Consider the following 21,111-nt stretch of genomic DNA (forward strand, 5'->3'; position numbering starts at 1 on the left):
CACCTTTACTCCGCGGCCGGGCGCCGCCAGCGCTAGGGAGACTTCGTGGCACAACGGACCAAGGGCACCAGACGCGCCAGACGCACCCCTCGAACCGGTCGCAGTGCGGCCGCGCGTTCGCTGCGGCTGCTGGGCGCCGCCCTCACCGCACTCGTCCTGTTACCCGTCGGCCAGGGGACGGCTGCGGCCCTCCCGGCAGCCGACCCCTCGCCGCCGGACAGCCGGGCGGCAGCCGAACGCAAGATCGAGCCCGAGCTCAGGGCGCGGCTCGACAGCGGCAAGGCCGCCTTCTGGGTCCAGCTCGACGGCGCCGCCGACTTGACCGCCGCCTCCCGGGCCCGCACCAAGACCGCCAAGGCCGCGGCCGTCCTCACCGCCAAGCGCGAGCACGCCGACCGCAGCCAGGCGGGGGTCGTCAAGGCCCTCGAATCCCTGCGGGTGGAGCACACCCCGTACTGGATCGTGAACGCGGTGCGCGTGGTCGCCGACCGCAAGGTGGCCGAGTCCCTCGCCGAGCGCTCCGACGTCACCCGGATCGACGCCGAGGACCGGCTCGCGCTGCCGAAGCCCGCGCCGGGCGGGCCCGAGAACACGGTGAACGCCGTCGAGTGGAACGTCGACCGGATCGGTGCACCGCAGGTCTGGTCCGAACTCGGGGTGCGCGGCGAGGGCGTCGTCGTCGCCAACATCGACAGCGGCGTGGACTTCCAGCACCCCGCGGTCGCCAACCAGTACCGGGGCCGGGCCGCCGACGGCAGCGTCACCCACGACTACAACTGGTTCGACCCGGCGAACGTCTGCCCGACCGAGGCGCCGTGCGACAACAACAACCACGGCACCCACACGATGGGCACGATGGTCGGCGACGACGGCGGCGAGAACAAGATCGGCGTGGCGCCCGCGGCCCGCTGGATCGCCGCCAAGGGCTGCGAGACCAGTTCCTGCTCCCAGGCGTCGCTGATCGCCTCCGGCCAGTGGATCGTGGCGCCCACCGACGCCGCCGGGGCCAATCCGCGCCCCGACCTCGCGCCCGACGTCGTCAACAACTCCTGGGGCAGCGCCGCCCACAACCCCTGGTACAAGGAGATCGTCGCCACCTGGCGGGCGGCCGGGATCTTCCCCGCGTTCTCCAACGGCAACAACGGCCCGGCCTGCGCCAGCAGCGGTTCGCCGGGCAACTACGTCTCCTCGTACAGCTCCGGCGCGTTCGACGCCAACAACGCCATCGCGAACTTCTCCTCGCGCGGCGCCGGCGACGAGGGCGGCATCAAGCCGAACCTGGCCGCGCCCGGCGTCAACGTGCGCTCCGCGATCCGGGCCGGCGGCTACGGCTCCCTCTCCGGCACCTCCATGGCCTCGCCGCACACCGCGGCCACCGTCGCCCTCGTCTGGTCCGCCGCCCCGGCGATCCGCGGCGACATCGCGCAGACCGAGGCGCTGCTCGACCAGAGCGCGATCGACGTCGACGCCACGAACTGCGGCGGCACGCCCGCCGACAACAACGTCTTCGGCGAGGGCCGGCTCGATGCGCTGGCCGCCGTGCGCGCGGCCCCGCGGGGTCCGGTCGGCGCCCTCGACGGCACGGTCACCTCGGCCGGCGCGCCCGTCGCCGGCGCCCGGGTCGTCGCCAAGGGCCCGATCGACCGGAGCGCGGTGACCGCGGCCGACGGACGCTTCTCCTTCCCCGCGCTGTCCGCGGGCGACTACGCGCTCACCGTAGGCAAGTTCGGGTACACGTCGGCCACCGGCACCGCCACGGTCACCGAGAACGCCACCGTCACCCGGGACTTCGGCCTCGACCAGGCCGCATCGGCGAAGGTCACCGGCACGGTCGTCGGCCCCGCCGGGCCGGCCGCCGGCGCCGCCGTCACCGTCGTGGACACCCCCGTGACCGCGACGACGGACGCCGCGGGACGCTTCGAGGTCACCCTGCCGCACGGCGCCTACGACCTGCGCGCGAGCCACCCCTCCCGCTGCCTCACCGAGGGCACCAGCCGGCTCGCCGTGGCCGGGGACACCACCGCGACCGTGACGCTGCCGGAGCGCACCGACGCCTTCGGCCACGCCTGCACCACCGGTGACCGCGCCTTCGTCGCCGGCACCACGGCGCTCGCGCTGACCGGCGACAACACCACCGAGCGGGTGGAGTTGCCCTTCCCCGTACCGCTGTACGGGAAGAACCACACCGTCGCCCACGTGGGCACCAACGGCACCCTCAGCTTCGGCGGCCCGCACACCGCGGACGGCAACACCTCGATCCCGAACGCGGCCACCCCGAACGCGACGCTGTACCCCTTCTGGGACGACCTGGTGGTCAACGGCGGGGACTCCGCCGTGCACACCGGCGTCATCGGCACCGCGCCGAACCGCGCGTACGTGGTGGAGTGGCGCAACGTCGTGCACTGGTCCGCACCGGGCGAGAAGTTCTCGTTCTCCGCGGTCATCGGCGAGGACGGCAGGGTCTCCTTCCACTACAAGGGCACCGGTGGCGCCGGCTTCAAGAACGGGGCCAGCGCCACCGTCGGGGTGGAGAACGCCACCGGCACCGACGCGTTCCTCTACTCCTTCAACGCCCCCGTCGTCACCGACGGCCTGTCGATCTCCTTCCGCACCACCAAGCACGGCGTGGTGCGCGGCCAGGTGTTGGACGCCAACGACGGCAAGGGCGTCGGCGGCGCCGACGTCACCGTGGGCACGGGCGCTTCGGCGGTCACCGTCACCACCGGGTCCGACGGCGGGTACCTCGCCCAGGCCCCGCAGGGCGCCCAGCCCCTCGCGGTGAGCGCACCCGCCTACGAGCCCGCGCAGGGCACGGTCACGGTCGCCCCGGACGCGATCGTCCGGGACACCCGCTCCCTGCGCACCGGCAAGGTCACCCCGGCGCTGCCGGCGCTCGACGTCGTCGCCCCCGGGGAGCAGCGGCGCACCCGCTCGCTGGAGCTGATCAACCCGGGCGCCGCGACCTCCTTCGCGGTCGCCGAGGACGCGCCCTGGCTGTCCGTCAGCCCGGCGTCCGGTGAGCTGGCGACCGGTGCGAAGCAGCCCCTGTCGCTCACGGTGGACACCGCGGGGCTCGCCCCCGGCACCGTGCTGAAGACGGACGTGCGCGTCGAGTCCCGCAGCGGGCGCACCCCGGTGCTGTCGGTGCCGGTGACGGTCGTGGTGCCGCGTTACCAGGCGGCGTTGGACATCGGCGCGAGCGCCGCCTCGGTGGACGCGCTGGGCGACTCCTGGGTCCCGGACCGCAAGTACGCCAGCGGCTCCTACGGCCACCAGGGCTCGTCCGGGGTGCGCTCCACCGGTCGCACGATCGCCGGCACGAGCGACCAGGCGCTGTTCCGCACGGCCCGGGAGGGCATGTACGAGTACCGCTTCGACCAGGTGCCGAACGGGGTCTACACGGTCGAACTCGGCTTCGCCGAGGTCTCGACCACCCGCCCGAACAAACGGGTCTTCGACGTCATCGCGGAGGGCACGCAGGTGCTTCCCGCGCTGGACGTCGCCCTGGAGGCCGGCTCGTACGCGGCGGTGCAGCGCTCGTACCAGGTGACCGTCACCGACGGGACGCTGAACGTGCGCTTCGTCGCACGCGCCGGCTACGGCAAGCCGATCGTCAACGCGCTACGGGTGACGGACCGGCCCGACAAGGGCTGACCGCGCCGCAGGGTGACGGCGGTCCCGTGCGGCTCGACGGCCGGACGGGACCGCCGTCACCCCTCGATCCACGCCCTGAATCCGCGGGAGGCGGGCGCGAAGTGCCCGACGCCCGGCCGGGGTGAGATGCCCGCGGCTTCCCCGCCGCCGTTCGCTGACGGCGAGGACGCCGGGCCACCGCTGCCGCCGTGTTCGTTCTCCTTCCGGAACGCATCGGCGGCGGCCGTGGCCGTGGCCGCCGCCCGTGCACCGTCGAGGGCGAACAGGGGTGTTGCGCATCGCATGGGTGACGCCTTCCTACGTTGCCTCGTCCGCAGCGGGCTGCTGCTGCCGCCGCGCCGCTGGGAACCGTAGGACGGCCGCGTCAGCGAACGCTCAACGAACCGTCAACGCGCCCGCTTCACCCGTCGCCAACGCGGTTGCACCGTGCGGTGTGGCAACGTTGGCGGCTGCGGGCCGTCTGTGGCTTGGCGCGCAGTTCCCCGCGCCCCTGTTTCGCTTCGCCCGTCACTTATCTGCGGGCGGATGTTTAGGGGCGCGGGGAACTGCGCGACAAGCACACCACCGGGCCCGCTCAAGCAACCGGGTCCGCGGAGAGGGGCGCGCCGATGCTCGCCGGGAGGGGATAGATCCGCTCCGGCGGGAGGAGGCGCTGGGCCTTCGCGGACTGGCCCGACTGCACCAGTCGACCGATCTTGACGGCCTGCGCGGTGATGTCGGTGATCTCGGTGACCCACTCCTCGGCGTAGGTGCGCACCAGGGAGCGGCCCACGCCGACCTGGATGCTGTAGTGGTTCAGCGCGGCCCCGCGCAGGGACCGCTCCGGGTCCCACTGGACGTGCACCTCGGCGTCGGCGAGGCGGGCCGGGTCTCCCGTGGTCAGTGCGGCCCGGGCGAGGGCCTCCTCCCAGCCCTTGCGGGTGATGCGCACCGCGAGGATGCGGGTCTGCCCTGACTTGCCGGCCCAGTTGCTGCGGTGCATCAGCCAGCGGAAGGAGGGCTTGATCCAGGTCATCCGGGAGAACGAGAACGGGGGCACGAACCGCTGGGCCCGCACCGCGGGCTCCGCGACGGCCGGCGCGTACGCCTGGTAGACGACGATCGTCCGGGCATCGAAGTCGGCTCGTATCTGACGCTGTGACACCATGCGCCGCACCTTGCCAGCGGACGTTCCACCGGGGCGAACGAATTTCGCGACCGGCGCCGCGACGGCGGGCGGTGCAGCCCTTAGGGTCACCGCGTGACGGGAACATTTCTGCCGTCGTCGCAGGTGGCGGCGGGCCGAGGGAGAGCGGGCCGATGAGCGACGGCTTCGCGTGTGCCGTGTCCGTGGTGCTGCTGGCCGTGGTCCTCGGCTGGGCCGTGGTGCGCCCTCGGGGGTGGCCGGAGGCGGTGGTCGCCGTGCCCGCGGCGGGTGTGGTGATCGCGGTCGGGGCGCTCTCGCCGGCCGAAGCCGCCGCGGAGGTGGCGGAGTTGGGGCCGGTGGTGGGCTTCCTCGCCGCCGTGCTGGTGCTGGCGCACCTGTGCGACGAGGAGGGGTTGTTCCGGGCGTGCGGGGCGTGGGCGGCGCGTGCCTCGCGGCGGCGGGGGTCCTTGCTCGGGCAGGTGTTCGTGCTGGCGTCGGCGGTGACGGCGGTGCTCAGTCTGGACGCGACGGTGGTGTTGCTGACGCCGGTGGTGTTCGCCACCGCCGCCCGGCTGGGCGCCCGGCCGAAGCCGCACGTGTACGCCTGCACGCACCTGGCGAACACCGCGTCCCTGCTGTTGCCGGTGTCGAATCTGACGAACCTGTTGGCGTTCACCGCGAGCGGGCTGTCCTTCACCCGGTTCGCCGCGCTGATGCTGTTGCCGTGGCTGGTGGCGATCGCGGTGGAGTACGCGGTCTTCCGCCGGTTCTTCGCCGCGGACCTGGGCGCTCCCCTGACGGGCCCCGCGTCGGTGGCGGACGAGCAGGTGCCGGTGCCGCGCTTCGCGCTGTTGACCGTGGTCGCCACGCTGGCCGGCTTCGTGGTCTTCTCGGCGCTGGGCGTCGAGCCGGTGTGGGCGGCGGCGGCCGGGGCCGCGGTGCTCGCCGTCCGGGCGCTCGTCCGGCGCCGCACCACCCCGCGCGCGCTGGTGGGGGCCGCGGCCCTGCCGTTCCTCGCGTTCGTCCTCGCGCTGGGCGTGGTGGTGCGCGGCGCGGTGGAGAGCGGGCTCGGGGACGTACTGGGCCGGCTGGTCCCTTCGGGCACGGGTCTTGCCGCGCTCCTCGGCCTCGCCGCCCTCGCCGCCGTCCTCGCGAACGTGCTGAACAACCTGCCGGCGACGCTGGTCCTGCTGCCGTTGGTGGCGCCCGCGGGCCCGGCCGCGGTCCTCGCGGTGCTGCTGGGGGTGAACATCGGCCCCAACCTCACCTATGCCGGGTCGTTGGCGACCCTGCTGTGGCGGCGGATCGTCCAGGCGCACTCCGCGGCGAGCGGGGTGCCGGCCGACGCGGGCCTCGGGGAGTTCACCCGACTGGGGCTGCTCACGGTCCCCGCCGCGCTCGTACTGTCGACCGTGGCCCTGTGGGCGTCGCTGGCCGTGCTCGGCCCGTGATCGGTGACCGGAAGCTGATCGGAGCCTGGTGTGACCGTCGTCCTCGTCTGGGTCGTGGAGGGCACCTGGCCGGCGTGCGTGGACGCCGCGCGGACGCCCGCGGGTGCCGCGGAGCGGACGGTGTTGCTGCACGTCACCGATGCGCAGACGGCGGGGGCGGCCCGCGGTGCGTACGCCGGTCTGCTGGGTCGCACCCCACCGCCGGGGCATCTGCCGCCGGGGCCCGCCGAGGAGGTCGCGGAGTTGGCGCTGGCCTCGTCGCGGCGGTTGCTGGCAGCGGCGCGGGAACGACTGGGCGTGCCCTGCGCCTTGGTGTCCCGCACCGGCCGGCCCGAGCGGGAGGTGGTGGCCGCGGCCGAGGAGGCCGACCTGCTCGTCTGCGCGCGGGACGGCGGCCGGGACCGGCCCGGTCCGCACAGCCTCGGCCCCGCCACCCGGTTCGTGGTCGACCACGCGCCGTCGGCCGTCCTGTTGGTGTGGCCGGACCCCCCACCGGACCCCCACCCGGGCACCCCACCAGGCACCCCACCGGGCCGGCCACCCGTCAGCCCCGGTTGACGACGTTGGTGAACGGGCCCGGGCGGGCCGCGAGTTCGCTCCAGGTGCCCTGCTGCACCACCCGGCCGTCGGCGAGGACCGCGATCCGCTCGGCCCGTCGAATGGTGGCGGGCCGGTGGGCGATCAGCAGTACCGTGCAGTGCGGCAGCGCCGCCAGGACCTCCGCGTCGCCCACCCCGTCGAGCATGGCCGTGGTCTCGTCCAGGACGAGCACCCGGGGCCGGGTGAGCAGGGCGCGGGCGAGGGCGACCCGGGCCCGCTGGCCCCCGGAGAGGGTGGCGCCGCGCTCGCCGACGACCGTGTCGTAGCGCTGCGGCAGCTCCCGGGCGATCCGGTCGACACCGGTGGCGACGGCGACGGCGCGCAGCTCCGCGTCGTCCGCTCCGGGGGCGGCGAGCCGTAGGTTCTCGGCGAGGGTGCCGTGGAAGAGCGGGGCGTCCTGCCCCACGACGGCGACCGTGCGCCGCAGGTCGGCGTCGGCCAGCTCGCGCACGTCGACGGCGGTGCCGTCGGCGGCGACGAGTTCGACGCGGCCGCGCGCCGGGTCCCAGAACCGGGCCAGCAGGTGCGCACAGGTCGACTTGCCGGCGCCGGACGCCCCGACCAGGGCGAGCCGCTGCCCCGCGGGCACGTGCAGGTCGACGCCGTCGAGGACCGTGCCCGTGCCGTACCCGAAGTGCACCCCGCGCAGCCGTACGCCGAGCGGTCCGGCGGGTACGGGACGGGGCCGCGGCGCCTCGGGGGCCAGCGCGGGCGCGCTGACCGCCGCCCGCACCCTGCTGGCGGCGGCGCGCAGTCCGCTCGCCTGGCCGAGTGCGGCGCTCGCGTCGGCGACCGGCGCGAGGCAGCCCAGGGCGAGCGCCATCGCGGCCGGCGCCCAGGCGGTGCCGGCACGGGCATCGGCGGCGACGGCCACGACCGCGACGACCGCGGCCACCACCAGCAGGTCGCGCACGGCGCCCGCCTTCGCCTCCCAGGACTGTTCGGAGCGCTGGGCCGCGCCGAGGGCGGTGCCGTCGGCGCGCAGCCCGTCCCGCATCCGTCCGAACGCACCGAAGGCGAGGAGTTCCCGCAGGCCGTCGACGGCCTCGACGGCCCGGGCGGAGAGCCGGGCCGCCGCGGCCCGGGTGCGGGCGGCGCGGGCGGCCCGCCCGGCGCGCTCGTCGACGAGCGGCAGGAGCGCCAGCACCGCGGCGGCGAGCAGGACGGGCGGCACCAGGCCCGGTTCGACGGCGGCGATCACGCCCACTCCCCCGCCGAACACGGCGACGGTTGCCGCGAGTTGGGCGACGGCGTGGGCGTAGAAGAACTCCAGCGCCTCCACGTCGGCGAGCGCGGCCGACGCCAGGTCGCCGCTGTCGCGCCCGTCGACCCGCGCCGGGGCGCTGCGGGCGAGCCCGTCGAAGACCCGGATGCGCAGTTCGGCGAGGACGCGGTAGGCGAGGTCGTGCGAGAGGTCCATCTCCCACCAGGTCGCCACGGCCCGCAGGAGGACCAGGCCGATCAGGGCGAGCACGGTGGCGGCGGCGGGCGGCTCCCGGTGGGCCACGGCGGTGCCCACGGTGTGGGCGGCGAGGGTGACCAGGGCGACGAGCGCCGCTTGGCCGAGCAGGGCGGCCAGCGCGGTGCGGGCGGTGGTGGCCCGGTGGGCGAGCAGGACGGGCAGCAGGAAGCGGAGCGAGCCGCGCTGCGGAACCGGATCCGCCGAGTTCGTCGCCGGAGCCTCGGCGGGGGCGATCGGGTGCGTCATGCCGCCTGCCCCGCCTTCGCCAGCCGGGCGTACACGCCGCCGGCCGCCAGCAGCCCGGTGTGCTCGCCGGTGGCCTCCACGGTGCCCTCGTCGAGGACGACGATGCGGTCCGCGTGGCGCACCGACGCCAGCCGGTGGGCGACGACCAAGCAGGTGCGGCCCCGGGCCGCGGTCAGCAACTCCCTGACGATCCCGGCCTCCCGGCGCTCGTCGACGGCGCTGGTGGCCTCGTCGAGCACCAGGACCGGCGCGTCGGCGAGCAGGGCGCGGGCGAGCGCGACGCGTTGGCGCTGCCCGCCGGAGAGCGTGGCGCCGCGTTCGCCGACCACGGTCGCGTACCCGTCGGGCAGGCGCAGGATCTCTTCGTGGACGCCGGCGGCGCGGGCCGCCGCGTGCAGTTCGTCGTCGCCGGCGAAGGGCCGCGCCAGGCGGAGGTTGTCGGCGACGGAGGCGTGGAAGAGGTAGGTGTCCTGGGAGACCACGGCGATGCCGCGGCGCAGTTCGTCGAGGCGGTAGGCAGTGGTGGGCGCGGAGCCGACCAGGACGCGGCCGCGGTCCGGGTCGCGGTGGCGCACCAGCAGGCCGAGGAGGGTGGACTTGCCTGCCCCGGAGGGTCCGACGATCGCGGTGGTGCGCCCGGCGGGGGCGGTGAAGCTGACGCCGGCCAGGGCGGGGCGGGCCGCGCCCGGGTGGGTGACGTGCACGTCCTCGAAGCGGACGGCCGGTGCGCCGGTCCAAGTGGCGGGTCGGGTGCCGGCGTCGGGCACTTCGGCGGTGGCGGTGCGCAGCGCCGCGATGCCGTCGGCGGCGGAGACGCCGAGGTAGCCGGAGTGCCATTCGCGGGTGAGGTCGCGCACCGGTCGGAAGCACTCGGACGCCAGCATCAGCAGTAGGTAGGTGGCGGTCGCCGTGGTCTGCCCGGCGGCGGCGGACCAGCAGGCGACGAGGGCGGCGGCCACGGTGCCGCCCTGCACCGCGAGGTCCGTGATGCCGGTGTCGACGAGGGAGACCCGGAGTTTGGCGACGGTGGCCCGGTGCAGGGCGTCCGAGCGGCGGGCGAGCCGGGCGCGGGTCCGCTCGACGGCGCCGGCCGCCCGCAGCGTGGGCATGCCCTGGAGGGCTTCCAAGTAGTCGGCGGAGAGCGCCTCGTACGCCCCCCAGTGCTGCTGGCCGCGGCGCGCGAGGAGGCCGTCCCACCAGCGGGGCGCGAAGAGCGCGAGGACGAGGGCGGGGCCGAGTGCGAGGGCGGCCCACGGCTCCACGGCGGCGACGGCGATCAGCAGCAGCGGCGGCACGGCGAGGGTGACGGCCAGTTGCGGCAGGTAGCGGGAGACGTACGCGTCGACGCCTTCGACGCCGTCGACGAGGACGGCGCGCAGCGCCCCGGCCCGGTCGTCGGCCGTGCGCGCCGGGCCGAGCGCGCCGAGGCGTTGCAGCAACTGGTCGCGCAGGGTGGTCCGTACGGCCGCGCCGGCGGTCAGCGCCAGGTGCCGCTGCGCCTGGGTGAGCAGGGCCCGCAGCAGCACGCTCGCCCCGACGCCGGCCAGCAGGACGGGCAGGCGTCCGCCGCCGCCGCGGGCGATGTCGGCGAGCGCGAGGGCGAGCAGCACGGCCTGGGCGACGTGGGTGGCGACGACCGCCACCAGCAGCGCCGTGGCCCGGGCGAGCGGGCGGCCCGCGGTGCGGGCGGCGCGGACGAGTTCTGGGTGGAGCATCATGCGGCGTGGTGTTCCTCTGCGGTCCGGGGGCCGGGCACGACGGGGCCGTCGCGCCGGCTGGTGTCTGGGGCGGGCGCGGGCCGGCGCCGCGGCGGGGGCGCGCCGACGGCGAGGGCGTGCAGCACCCAGCCGTCGCCGGCGGGCCCGCCGATGGCCGCGCCGAGGTCGGCGCACTGCCACGATCCGACGGGGCGGGCGGACAGGCCGAGTGCGGTGGCGGCCAGTTGGGCGTGACCGACGCCGTAGCCGGCGAGCAGGTGGTCCCGGCGGATGCGGGCGGGCGGTGCGCCAGTGGGGCAGCCGACGGCCAGCAGCACGGCGCCGGTCCGCGCGAGCCACCCCTGTCCTGCGGCCCAGGCGGCGAGCGTCGGCAGGACGGGGCCGGTGGCGACGGTGCGCAGCCCGGCCGCTCCCCTGGTGCGGGCCGTCAGCAGCCCGGGTCGGTCGCCGCCGACGGCTACGTACCACCGCGGCCCGCCCGCGGCGGCGGCCCGGGCGGTCGCGAGTACCTGCCCGAGGGCGTCGTCGTCGGGCCGGGTGGCGGCGGCGAGGGTGGTCAGCGGGGCGCTGCGGCGGCGCAGGACGACCGAGAGCGGCGCCCGCGACGGCACGGTGCGCCAGGTGCCGTGCCGGCTGCCGGCCGCGGCCACCAGCGACAGGGCGTGCCGGGCCTGGGCGAGGTCCGGGTGGCGGGGGTCGGCCGGATGGTGCGCGGCGCCGGCGCGCCCGTGCGCGGCCCGGCGCGGCCAGGCGCTGAGGATTCCGGTGCGGGTGAGGCGTACGACGGCCAGCGGTACGGCACCTGCGGTCTCCGCCAGGACGTCACCGGCTCCGACGGCCCGGGGCGGATCGGCGGCCGGCAGGCCGTCGGCGGCCAGGTCGAGGCAGTACGCGGGGGCTCCGGCGGCGACGAGCGAGGCGACCGCGTGCCCGGCGTCGAGCAGCGTCAGCGGCCAGGCCCGGTGGCGGTAGTGCGCGACGGTGGCCTCCGGTGCGACGCCGACGACCGCGAAGGCGCCCGGGGGCGCGGGCCGGGGTGCCGGCCCGATGGGGTGCAGGCGGTGGGTGCGCGGGTCGTACGCGTACTGCCCGGGCGGCACTCCGGATCCGGTGCCGGCCAACAGCCTTACGCGGACGGGGTGCAGCGCGCCCGCCGACGGCACGGGCCGCCGCCGGCCGCCGGCCAGGGAGTGCCGCAGCAGCGGGTCCAGGGCGAGGGGCACGGGCAGCCCGCGCAGGGCGGGCCCGGCCGCGGGGCGGTGCGGCAGGTCCGGTCCGGGTGCCTCGTCGGAGCGGGCCCGCAGCAGCGCGGCGGCGAGCGGCGTCGGCATCGTCGTCACCTCACATGTGGGGCGGTGGTACGAGGGTGAAGTCCGCGGGTGCGATGGGGCCTTCGGTGCGCCAGCCGCGGTCCCGTGCGGCGGTGGCGAAGCGCGGGCAGCCGAAGTACCCGAACGCGGCCGGGGCGTTGGGCACCAGCCCGGTGACCAGGACCCGGGCCACCCGCAGTTCGGTCAGGGCGACGTCCTCGGTGGTCAGGTCGAGGGTGAGGACGCGGTGTCCGGCGTCGGCGAGTCGGGCGTCCAGCCGGGCGCGGCTGCCGGGCTGCACGGCGTCCACGGGCACGGTGCCGAGGGCGGGCGCGGTGAAGCGGCGGGCGAGCGGCGCGGTCCGCGGGTCGAGCCACACCTGTACGTGGGCGCCGAGGTCGCGGACGGCACCGAAGTCGTCGCCGCACGCGTCGAGGTAGCGCCGGTCGGGCCGGTGGTCGAGGTACAGGCCGCGGGCGAGCAGCCCGGCTTCGACGGCCTGGAAGACCCAGCCGTCGGGTTCGGTGGTGCCCTGGGTGAACACCCAGGTGTGGACGGCTTCGAGGACGGCCTTGCGGACGGCTTCGGCGGGGTCGTAGCGGCAGGCGAACCCGGCCGCGTACAGGCCGCGTTCCCGGTCGTGGACGAGGGCTGCCATGCAGGGCGCGTACTCGGACGGCATTTCGACGGCGTGCACGTCGAGGTCGCACCCCGCGAGGTCGTCGAGGAGCCCGGGGACCGAGGCGAGGTCGATGCCGCGGGTGGGTCCGTCCAGGTGCCACCACAGCTCCAGCGCGTCCCGCTCGACGACTTCGAGGAGGCCGCGTTCGACGGCGTCGGCGAAGCCGGCTCCGGTGGCGATGCCGGCGTAGTTGAGGTGGTGGGTGCGCGGCAGGCTGCGCCACTGGCCCTGGCGCCAGTTGAGGTGGGTGAGGGAGACCGGCGCCCAGCAGGGCTCCCCGGCGTCGTCCGCGAGCGCCCACAGGGCCTGCGTGTCGGAGGTGAGGGGGCGGTAGGGGAAGCCGGGCCTGCGGTGTTGCCAGTCGGCGTACCCGGGGACCTCGCCGGGCCCGTACACCCGGGCCCCTTCGGCGGCGAGTTCGGCGGCGGTGGCGAGCCGGGGTGCGGCCGGGTGGCCCGGTGGTGCCAGGCGGTTGCCGCAGTAGCGCTCCACGGCCTCCGCGACGGCGGCGAGCCGGGCGCCGTCGGGGTCGCCGAAGGTGGTGCCGAGGGACACCCGGTCGGCGGGCCAGCCGCCGAAGCGGCGCGCGTCGGAGACGTTCGCGGTCATCGCGGTGTAGCGGGGCGGCGCGCCGTCCGGGTGCGGTACGGGGGCGACGTCGCGGACGATGCCGCAGACGGGGTCCACCAGGTGGTCGACGGGCAGCGGCGGGGGCACGGGCGTGGTCGTCGTCATGTGCATATCTCTTCGATGGGGTCGGCTACGGCGTCGGTGCGGTGCAGTCGCGCGGCGGGCAGCAGCAGCGCGCTGCCGCCGGTGTGCACGGTGCGCCGGGAGGGAGCGAGCCGGACGGCGGTCACGGGGTCCTCCCCGGTGTGCGGGTTGCGGGCGTGGGCCGGGAAGTGGTGTCCGGTGACCTCGATCCGCAGCCGGGTGCCGATCGGCAGCCGGCGGGCGAGGAACCCCAGGTCGACGCGGAGCGCGGCGTCGTCGCGCACGGGGCGTGCGGTGCGGGCGCTGCCCACGGCGACCGGTTCGGCCCGGCCGTCGGCGTCGAGGGCGACGAGGCGGACGAACCAGTCGGCGCACGCCGTGGTGGCCTCGGCGCGCAGCGTCGCGGACGCGGGCCCGAGCAGGTCCAGGGGCCGGGCGAGCGGTTCGGTGAGGAGCAGGGTCCGGTCGGCGCGGTCGGGGTCGATCCGCAGGTCGTCGGAGCGGACCGGGCGGTCGGGGTCGGCGACGAACTCGGCGCCGTGCAGCAGGCGTACGCAGCGGTCGTCGTCGAAGCGGTACGCCCGGGCTTCGCCCGCCGGTACGGCGCTGTCGACCCGGTGCCAGCGGGGGGTGCCGGCGAGCGCGACGACGCCGCGGGCGGTGTGCTCCAGGGTCCCGTCGCACGCGGCCCGCGCCCAGCGCGCGTACGTCTGCCCCACCGCGATGTGGTGCTGTGCGCCGGGCCCCGGATCGGCGGTCAGCGCGTGCCCCCAGGGGCCGACGAGCAGCCGCGCGGGCCCGCCCCAACGGCGCCACAGGGCGAGGGTGTCGACGGCGAACGGGTCGTGGGTGCCGCCGACGGCGAGCAGGGGGACGCGGGCGACGCCGGCGCGGGCGATCACGAGGTCTTCGCGGGGGGCGTGCCACACGCCGCGCCAGGACGGCAGGGGCCGGCCGAGCCGGTCGGGCAGCGTCGCCACCGGCAGGTGCGCCAGCAGCTCCGGGGCGCGGGCCAGCCGTGCGTCCAGCGCGGTGGGGTCGGAGTCGCTGCGGTCGCCGTGCGCCGCCCACCAGCCGGCGCGCCCGAGCAGCCGTTCCACGCCGGAGCGTTCGCGGGCGACCTCGGCGGTGCCGAGCGCGGGCACGGCCGCGATGACCGCGTCGGGCGCCTCCGCGGGCGGCGGGGCGGGCGCGGCCCGGTCCCCGGTGACGGCGACGAGCGCGCAGTAGGCGGCGTACGACGCCCCGACGGCGACGACCCGGCCGTCGCTCCAGGGGCGTTCGCGCACCCAGCGCACGGTGGCAGCGCCGTCGGCCGCCTCGTGTGCGTACGGGCGCCACTCCTCGGGGGCGCCGCGACGGGCGGAGCCGTGTCGGCCCCGGACGTCCTGGACGACGACGGCGAAGCCGCGCGCCGCCCAGGCGCACGCCTCCGCGGTGTGACTGCCGCGGCCGTAGGGAGTGCGGATCACGACGGCGGGGTGCCGGCGCGCCCGCCCTGCCGGCGGCAGGTGGACGTCGGTGGCGAGCCGGCTGCCGTGCACGGGCAGGTGGACGGTGCGCATCACGGCGCCGCCGCTGGGGTGGGCATCGGGGTGCAGGCGGGCACCGGGAGGATCGGGTGGGTGGTGAGGGCGAGGTCCCGCAAGTCCAGCCGGCGCAGCAGGAACCGGTGCGGTCCCATCGTGCGCCGCGCCCGGTCGCCGAGGCCGTCGACGAGGTCCCCGACGAGCAGGGCGGCCGTGTACGCCGCGGTGACCGCGCTGTGCCCGGCCGCGTCGCCCCCGTGCCGCGCGGCCCAGTAGGCGTTCAGTTCACGGTGCGCGGGCGTCGCCGCGAGCCTGCGCAGGCGTACGTCGGCGGAGGTCACCCCGTCGGCGTCCAGGGCCGGTGGCTCCACCCAGGCGTGGGCGCCCTCCCGGTGGCAGCGCAGCCAGGCGACGCCGTTGCGGGCGAGCGCGTCCGCGGCGTCCCACAGGCCGGGAGGCACGGGCCGGTCCAGGCACCAGACGACGGCGCTACGGGAGCCGGCCGCGCGGGCGCGTTCGGTGAGCCGTTCGGCGTCGACGGCCTCCGATCGCGCTCCGGCGTCGGCCGCGAGCCGGGCGACGGGCTCGGTCAACACCCGGTCGCCCAGCAGCAGGACGGTGGTGCCGGCGAGCGGCGGTCGGGGCGCGGTGGGCTCGCGGGGCGGGTGCGCCGTGGCGTACCCGGCGTCCTGGAAGGCTCGGACGAGATCCTTGAGGGCGCCGGTCGCGGCGCGCCGCGCGCCGGGGTCCACGGCGGCGCCGCCGTCGAACAGCCGCAGCAGCTCCGCCGCGGGCACCTCGCCGGTGTCCACCCGCAAGAACGCCCCCTCGGGCGTCCGCAGCGCGAGACCCCGACCGGGCACGGCGACCAGGGCGGCACCGGGGACGAGACGGGGCGTGTTCAACTCGGGACTCCTCAACTGACGGCGGGGCGGAACTCGACGGCGTACGTAGGGGCGGGGCGGGGGAACCGGGGCCGCCCGGGGGGAAGCACGAGCAGGGGCGGCCCCGGTGGGTGCGGGCCGGGACGCCGTCACCGACGTCGGTGGGGTCCGAGGTCATCCGGCTGGCCTCGAAGGCGTCCCGGCCCGGCGGCCGTTACTTGGCGGCGTTCGCCTCGACGGCCGCGTCCGCCGCGTCGACACCGTCCACCGCGTCGCCGAACGGGTTCTCCACGAGCGCGTTGGAGTGGGTGGCGGACAGGTGGGCGAGCTGGGCCGGGTCGGCGACCGGGGCGAACACCTTGTGCTGGTCCATGAGATGGATCCCTTTCCGTAGTTCGGGTGCCCGCGGTTGCGAGCACCCCTCAGACATTAATGAATATGATTTTCATTCCGCAATAGCTGTCGAGGGCTCGACGGCGTGATCCGGGTAACACACCGGCCACCCACCGCCGGGGTCCGTGCCCACCCGGCCCACGACGCCGAAGACTTCGGCCAACAACTCGGGGGTGACGACCTGCGCCGGGGGCCCGTCGGCGTGCACCCGGCCGTCGCGCAGGGCCACGATCCGATCGGAGAACCGCGCCGCCTGGCCGAGGTCATGGAGGACCATCACCACCGTGAGGTCCCGCTCCCGGCGCAGCCGGGCCACCGTCGACAGCACGTCGAGTTGATGGCGCAGGTCGAGATAGGTGGTGGGCTCGTCGAGCAGCAGCACCCGGGTGTCCTGGGCCAACGCCATGGCGAGCCGTACGCGCTGGCGCTCGCCGCCCGACAGGGACTCCACCAGCCGCTCCGACCAGTCGGCCACCCCGACGTCGGCCAGCGCCCGGGCGCACACCCCGTCGTCGCCGTCGCGCAGCATCCCGAGCGGCCCGCGGTCCGCGTACCGCCCCTGGCGCACCAGTTGGCGCACCGTCATCCCGGCCACCGGCGGGGACGACTGGTGGAGCAGCGCGACGCGGCGGGCCGCCGTGCGCCGGGAGAGCCGGGCGAGGTCGTCGCCGCCCAGCAGGATCCGGCCGCCGGTGGGGCGCAGCAGCCCCGCGCACAGCCGCAGCAGGGTGCTCTTGCCGCAGCCGTTGAGCCCGACGAGGGCGACGGACTCGCCGGTCCGTACGGACAGGTCCACACCGCGCAGGACGGCGCGGCCCGGGTAGCCGAACTCCACGTCCTGCGCGCGGATCACCGCGGTTGCGTCCGACTCGTGCGGCCCGTCCACGTCCGGCACTTGCTGGTCCATCGTCACGTTCTTCCGTACGGTCTTCGGCCGATTCGTCGCGGCCCGCGTCTCAAGGGCCCTGCGTTCGTTCACGTCCCCTCCCCCGTCGTGCGGCGGGCGACCACCAGCAGCACCAGTGCGCCCGCGAACGTCGTCAACGCACCCGTCGGCACGCTCAGCCGGTCCGCGTCCAGGGCGTGGGTCAGCACCCGCGACAACCCCTGTGCGACGGCGTCCGCACCGGTCACGACGGCGGCGCCCAGCAGTGCCGCACCGGGCAGCGCGGTCCGCAGGTCCGCGCCGAACAGCGCGAACGCCAGGTGCGGCACGAGCAGTCCGACGAAGCCGAGCGCTCCGACGGCGGCGACCGCGCCCGCGGTGAGGGCCACCGCGCAGGCCAGGGCGGCCAGTCGGGCGCGACCGAGCCGCAGCCCGCAGGCCGCGGCCTGGTCCTCGCCCAGCCGCAGCAGGTTCAGCGGCGCCGCCAGCGACCAGGCGGCGAGCAGCCACAGCGCGGCCCACGGCCACAGCAGCGTCCAGTGGTCCCAGACCCGGCCTTCCGTGGAGCCGACGAGCCACTGCACCACGCTGCCCAACTCACCCGGGGCGACCAGCAGCACCATCGCGGTGAGCCCGCTGAGCGCCGCGGAGACCAGCACGCCGTGGACGGCGGCGTCGTGCGGATCGGTCTGCCGCCGGCCGGCGAGCAGCCACAGCAGGCCAGCGCCGGCGAAGCCGCCGGCGACGGCGGCGATCACCACGGAGGCCGGTGACGACCAGCCGGCGAGACCGGCGCCGGTGGCGGCGACCGCGCCGAGCACCGCGCCCGGGGTGACGCCGGTGACCTCGGGTCCGGCGAGTGCGTTGCGCAGCGCGGACTGGAGGACGATCCCGGCAACCCCGAGGCAGGCCCCGGCGCCGAGCGCCACCAGCGCGCGCGGCAGCCGCAACTCCCACACCACGTGGCGGGTCAGCGCGTCGCCGCCGCCCGTCAGCACCTCCCACACCTGGGCCGGGCCGGCGGCGCGGCCCACCACCAGATCGGCGCACCCCACGACGACGACCAGGGCGCCGAGCAGCGCCAGCCGCTTCATACGGCGGCCCCTTCCGCGCGCTTCGCACCGCGCGGGGCACGGCGCTTGAGCAGGAGGACGCCGGTGGGGACGCCGAGGAGCGCCGTCCAGGCGCCGACCGGGGTCTCCACCGGGGCGAGCGCGAGGCGTGCCGGCAGATCGGCCAGGGCCACCACCGACCCGCCGAACGCCACCGACCAGGGCAGCAGTCGCACCGCGTCGGCGGTGGGCCGCAGCCTGCGGGCGAGCGCCGGGGCGAGGAAGCCGACCCAGGCGACCGGCCCGCAGACCGCGACCACCGGGGCGATCAGGACGACCGCCACGGCGAGCGCGGCGATCCGGGCACGGTGCACCCGGACGCCGAGGGCGCGCGCGTCGTCGTCGCCGAGCCGCAGCACCGACAGCACGGGCGCGGTGAGCACCAGCGCGGGCACGGCGACCACCAGCCACGGCGCGAGCCCGGTGACGTCGTCCCAGGTGCGCGCGGACAGGCTGCCGAGCAGGTACCGGTAGATGAGTTGGAGGTCGAGTTGGTCGGCGAGGACCATCAGCACCAGCAGCGCGGACTGGAGTGCCGCGGTGATCGCGGCGCCGCCGAGCAGCACCGCGGACGGGCTGCGGGCGGCGCCGGCCGCCAGCAGGGTGAGCGCCCCGCCCAGGGCCGCGCCGCCGATCGCGAGGAACGGCTGGAGGGCCAACGGCACCGAGAGGGCGAGCACGAGCGGCGCGGCGACGCCGAGTGCGGCGCCGGAGGAGACGCCGAGCAACTCCGGTACGGCGAGCGGGTTGCGCAGCGCTTCTTGGAGGACGAGCCCGGCGGCGCCGAGGCAGGCGCCGGCGACGAGCGCGAGGACGAGCCGGGGCAGCCGCAACTCGGTCACCACGAACTCTTCGGCCAGTTCGGTCACCGGGACCTGCGGCGTGCCGAGGGTGAGTCCGTAGCAGGCCAGCAGCAGCGCCCCGCCGACCAGGGCGAGGGCGCGGCTCACCGCAGCTTCGCCGTGGCCTCGTCGAGGACGATGCCGAGGGAGCGGGTGCCCCGGCCCTTGGCCCAGACCTCCGCGTCGACCTCGTGGACCTCGCCGTTCTCGACCGCGGGGATGCGCTTCCACAGCGGGTTGGCGGCGAGCTTCTTCGCCAGGGAGTCGTCGGCGCCGGCGGGGCCGCCGAAGGAGAGCGTCTCCACGAAGAGCACGTCGACCTCGCGGGCGAGGATCTCCTCCAGGCTGTAGCTGCCCTCGACGCCGCGGCTCTTCCAGGGGTAGTGCGACAGCTTGGGGAAGAGTCCGGCGGTGACGTCGGTTCCGGGGGCGGCGACGCCGAAGTTCTCGTCGCTGCCGAAGATGATCAGGCTGGTGCGGTCGCTGGGGTTCTGCTCGGCCGCGGCCAACTTCTCCCGGAACTTCCGCTCCGCGCGCTCGCCCTGCTCGGTGCGGCCGGTGAGGGCGGCGAGGTCCCGCAGGTAGCGCACGCTCTCCTCCCAACTGCCGGGCCGCACCGGCCAGAAGACGGTGGCGCCCTTCAGTGCCGGGGCGAGCTTTCCGTGGGTGTCCGTGAGGCCGATGACGAGGTCGGGCCGGTGCTTGAGGACCGCTTCGACCTCGGGGCTGAGGAAGCCGCCGGGGACCTCGGGGATCTTCGCCGCCGCTTCCTCCCCGAGGAAGCCGGGGTGGGCGAGCAGGTCCGAGTTGGTGGCGACGGGGGTGATGCCCAACTCGGCGAGCATGTCGTCGCAGAGCGCCACCAGGCACACCACGCGTTCGGGTGGCTCGGGCGTGCTCACGGTCACCTTGTGGACGTCGGTGACGCTGCGCGCCGCGGCTATGGGGGCGACGCGCACCTCGGTCTTCTTGCCCGCCTCGCCCTTGCCGTCCTCGTCGTCGGTGGTTCCGCAGCCCACCAGCAGGCCCCCGATGACGGCGGTGGCCAGCCAACGGCGCACCGTCCAGGCGCGTGTACGCAACATCGCGATCCATCCCCTTAGAAGTCTTTTGTGTCTTTTGTCGGTTTTCCTTCGCCGCGACGCGTCGGGTCGACCGTCGGCACGACAATGCGCCACATGATAATCATTTCCAATAAATCTGTGTTCATCAGCCCTTGGGAGACTCACCGTGACCCGCATCGAAGCCCTGCCGCCCCGACTGCTCGTCGCCGACCAACGCGCCGGAGGCATACGGGTGTTGGACCTCCCCAGCGGGGTGACGACCGGCTGCGTGCCGGGGCGGCACCTCGCGGAGCACGCCGGATTCCTCGCCCTGCCCGGGGACCGCAGCGCCTTCGTCGACGACCGGGCCGGGGAACTCGTCGTCCTCGATCCGTACGGCCCCGACCGCGGCCGGCCCCTCGTCGCGGCCACCGCGCCGGTCGCCACGCCCGCCGAGCACCTGGCCGTCGACCCTTCGGGCCGGCTCGTCGCCGTCACCACCGGACTCGGCCACAACGAAGGGCCGTGGAGCGATCTGCTGACCGCGGTGGACCTCGGTGCCGACGGCGGCCCCCGGGCGACCCGGGTGCGCACCCGGGTCGGGGAGCCGGGCGTCACGCTGCTGGCCTCGCCCGCTCCGTCGACCGCGCCGGACGCCCTCGTCGTCCTGCGGCACCGCGAACCGGGCGCATTGGCCGCGTACCGTTTCGGCGACCTACTGACGGCGGTCCCCTCCTGCCCGCCCGTTTCACCCCTCGACGAGGTGACGCTGTCCGACGACGACGGCCACGGGGACGCCCACGACCCGGTGACGGGTCTGCTGTTCGCGGCGGCCGGCTCCGGCGTGCACCGCGCCCACCGGACGCCGAACGGGCTCTCGCTTGAGCCCCCGCTGTCCTGGCGCGGTCCGGGCCGCGGCTACTACCTGCGGCTGGACCCGGTGCGGCGCACGCTGTGGTCGTGCGTGCGCGGCGGCCCCGTCGACCCCGGCGCCTGGCCGCAGTGGTCCAACTGCGCCTGGTGGCACCACTTGGACACCGGGCGCGGCGGCCGCATCCCCCTCGGCCCCGGGCTCGTCTTCCGCCTCGCGGTCACCGCCCGCCGCATCGCCTTCGCCCGGGTGCACCCCGACGGCGACGAAGTCGTCCTCGTCGACCCGGCGGCGGCGCGCGTCACGGCCCGGGTGCCGCTGCCGTCGATGGCCGGGGCGCCGCGCCCGGGCGGCACGCCCTGGGACGGGGTGCAGCGCCGGGCGATCGCGGCGTCACCGGCCCACGACCTGGTGGCCGTCTCCCGCGGCGGCCACGGCGAGATCCACCTCGTCCACGCGGTCGGCGCCACCGTGCTCGGCACGCTGCACGTACCGACCCCGCTGGACGACGGGGGCCACCTGGCGATGGTGGCGCCGGGCGACGGGTCGGCGGACGATCCGGTGGGCCGGTGAGCCGAGTCCGCGGGG

16 protein-coding genes and 1 pseudogene are annotated in these 21,111 nt (G+C 76.2%); 4 read left to right on the forward strand and 13 right to left on the reverse strand.

Features of this window, described 5'->3' with window-relative positions:
* Nucleotides 1-45 precede the first annotated feature (45 nt).
* The gene (locus ACH4E8_RS13305; protein ID WP_398447451.1) at nt 46-3,654 is read left to right on the forward strand and encodes a S8 family serine peptidase; all 3,609 of its coding nucleotides are present in this window, start codon (nt 46-48) and stop codon (nt 3,652-3,654) included.
* A gap of 56 nt (nt 3,655-3,710) precedes the next feature.
* On the opposite strand, the gene ACH4E8_RS13310 is transcribed toward ACH4E8_RS13305, so the two are convergent.
* Both ACH4E8_RS13310 and ACH4E8_RS13315 read right to left on the reverse strand, forming a co-directional pair.
* Nucleotides 3,711-3,938 (reverse strand): hypothetical protein, encoded by a 228-nt coding sequence (locus tag ACH4E8_RS13310; protein WP_398447453.1) that lies wholly within the window; start codon nt 3,936-3,938, stop codon nt 3,711-3,713.
* Between the two features lie 290 nt (nt 3,939-4,228).
* Nucleotides 4,229-4,801: a DUF4291 domain-containing protein gene (locus tag ACH4E8_RS13315; protein ID WP_398447455.1), complete on the reverse strand. Its 573-nt coding sequence runs from the start codon at nt 4,799-4,801 to the stop codon at nt 4,229-4,231.
* A gap of 152 nt (nt 4,802-4,953) precedes the next feature.
* On the opposite strand from ACH4E8_RS13315, the gene ACH4E8_RS13320 reads away from it, so the two are divergent.
* Together ACH4E8_RS13320 and ACH4E8_RS13325 are read left to right on the forward strand one after the other, a co-directional pair.
* The gene (locus tag ACH4E8_RS13320; protein WP_398447457.1) at nt 4,954-6,231 is read left to right on the forward strand and encodes an SLC13 family permease; all 1,278 of its coding nucleotides are present in this window, start codon (nt 4,954-4,956) and stop codon (nt 6,229-6,231) included.
* A 30-nt stretch (nt 6,232-6,261) separates the two neighbouring features.
* Nucleotides 6,262-6,789, forward strand: a complete 528-nt coding sequence (locus ACH4E8_RS13325; protein ID WP_398447459.1) for a universal stress protein — start codon at nt 6,262-6,264, stop codon at nt 6,787-6,789.
* Here the strand turns inward: ACH4E8_RS13325 and ACH4E8_RS13330 are convergent.
* The 11 genes and pseudogenes from ACH4E8_RS13330 to ACH4E8_RS13380 all read right to left on the reverse strand — a co-directional run bounded on the left by ACH4E8_RS13330 (nt 6,776) and on the right by ACH4E8_RS13380 (nt 19,694).
* On the reverse strand, nt 6,776-8,539 hold the full coding sequence (locus ACH4E8_RS13330) for an ABC transporter ATP-binding protein (protein ID WP_398447461.1): 1,764 nt from the start codon (nt 8,537-8,539) through the stop codon (nt 6,776-6,778). The genes ACH4E8_RS13325 and ACH4E8_RS13330 overlap by 14 nt on opposite strands.
* Nucleotides 8,536-10,257 carry an ABC transporter ATP-binding protein/permease gene (locus ACH4E8_RS13335; RefSeq protein WP_398447463.1) on the reverse strand — a complete coding sequence of 574 codons (1,722 nt, stop codon included), beginning with the start codon at nt 10,255-10,257 and terminating at the stop codon, nt 8,536-8,538. Before ACH4E8_RS13335 ends, ACH4E8_RS13330 begins: the two co-directional genes overlap by 4 nt.
* Nucleotides 10,254-11,588 (reverse strand): nitroreductase, encoded by a 1,335-nt coding sequence (locus ACH4E8_RS13340; protein WP_398447464.1) that lies wholly within the window; start codon nt 11,586-11,588, stop codon nt 10,254-10,256. The genes ACH4E8_RS13335 and ACH4E8_RS13340 overlap by 4 nt, the downstream gene beginning before the upstream one ends.
* Before the next feature lie 10 nt (nt 11,589-11,598).
* On the reverse strand, nt 11,599-12,984 hold the full coding sequence (locus ACH4E8_RS13345) for a YcaO-like family protein (protein WP_398447466.1): 1,386 nt from the start codon (nt 12,982-12,984) through the stop codon (nt 11,599-11,601).
* A complete protein-coding gene (locus ACH4E8_RS13350) occupies nt 12,981-14,528 on the reverse strand; it encodes a CocE/NonD family hydrolase (protein ID WP_398447468.1) in 1,548 nt (515 codons plus the stop codon). Before ACH4E8_RS13350 ends, ACH4E8_RS13345 begins: the two co-directional genes overlap by 4 nt.
* The gene (locus ACH4E8_RS13355) at nt 14,528-15,397 is read right to left on the reverse strand and encodes a hypothetical protein (protein WP_398447470.1); all 870 of its coding nucleotides are present in this window, start codon (nt 15,395-15,397) and stop codon (nt 14,528-14,530) included. Before ACH4E8_RS13355 ends, ACH4E8_RS13350 begins: the two co-directional genes overlap by 1 nt.
* Before the next feature lie 193 nt (nt 15,398-15,590).
* The gene (gene amiA, locus ACH4E8_RS13360; RefSeq protein WP_398447472.1) at nt 15,591-15,749 is read right to left on the reverse strand and encodes a streptamidine family RiPP; all 159 of its coding nucleotides are present in this window, start codon (nt 15,747-15,749) and stop codon (nt 15,591-15,593) included.
* Between the two features lie 56 nt (nt 15,750-15,805).
* Nucleotides 15,806-16,676: pseudogene (locus ACH4E8_RS13365) on the reverse strand (ABC transporter ATP-binding protein).
* Between the two features lie 68 nt (nt 16,677-16,744).
* Entirely contained in the window at nt 16,745-17,749 is a 1,005-nt protein-coding gene (locus ACH4E8_RS13370) for a FecCD family ABC transporter permease (RefSeq protein WP_398447474.1), read from the reverse strand.
* Nucleotides 17,746-18,717, reverse strand: coding sequence for a FecCD family ABC transporter permease (locus tag ACH4E8_RS13375; protein WP_398447476.1), 972 nt, complete (start codon nt 18,715-18,717; stop codon nt 17,746-17,748). The genes ACH4E8_RS13370 and ACH4E8_RS13375 overlap by 4 nt, the downstream gene beginning before the upstream one ends.
* Entirely contained in the window at nt 18,714-19,694 is a 981-nt protein-coding gene (locus ACH4E8_RS13380) for an ABC transporter substrate-binding protein (protein WP_398447478.1), read from the reverse strand. The genes ACH4E8_RS13375 and ACH4E8_RS13380 overlap by 4 nt, the downstream gene beginning before the upstream one ends.
* Before the next feature lie 154 nt (nt 19,695-19,848).
* Here ACH4E8_RS13380 and ACH4E8_RS13385 point away from each other — a divergent pair, with 154 nt between their 5' ends.
* Entirely contained in the window at nt 19,849-21,096 is a 1,248-nt protein-coding gene (locus ACH4E8_RS13385; RefSeq protein ID WP_398448289.1) for a hypothetical protein, read from the forward strand.
* Nucleotides 21,097-21,111 lie beyond the last annotated feature (15 nt).

The sequence above is a fragment of the Streptomyces sp. NPDC017979 genome, from assembly GCF_044328175.1.
In the GTDB taxonomy this organism is placed as follows: domain Bacteria; phylum Actinomycetota; class Actinomycetes; order Streptomycetales; family Streptomycetaceae; genus Streptomyces.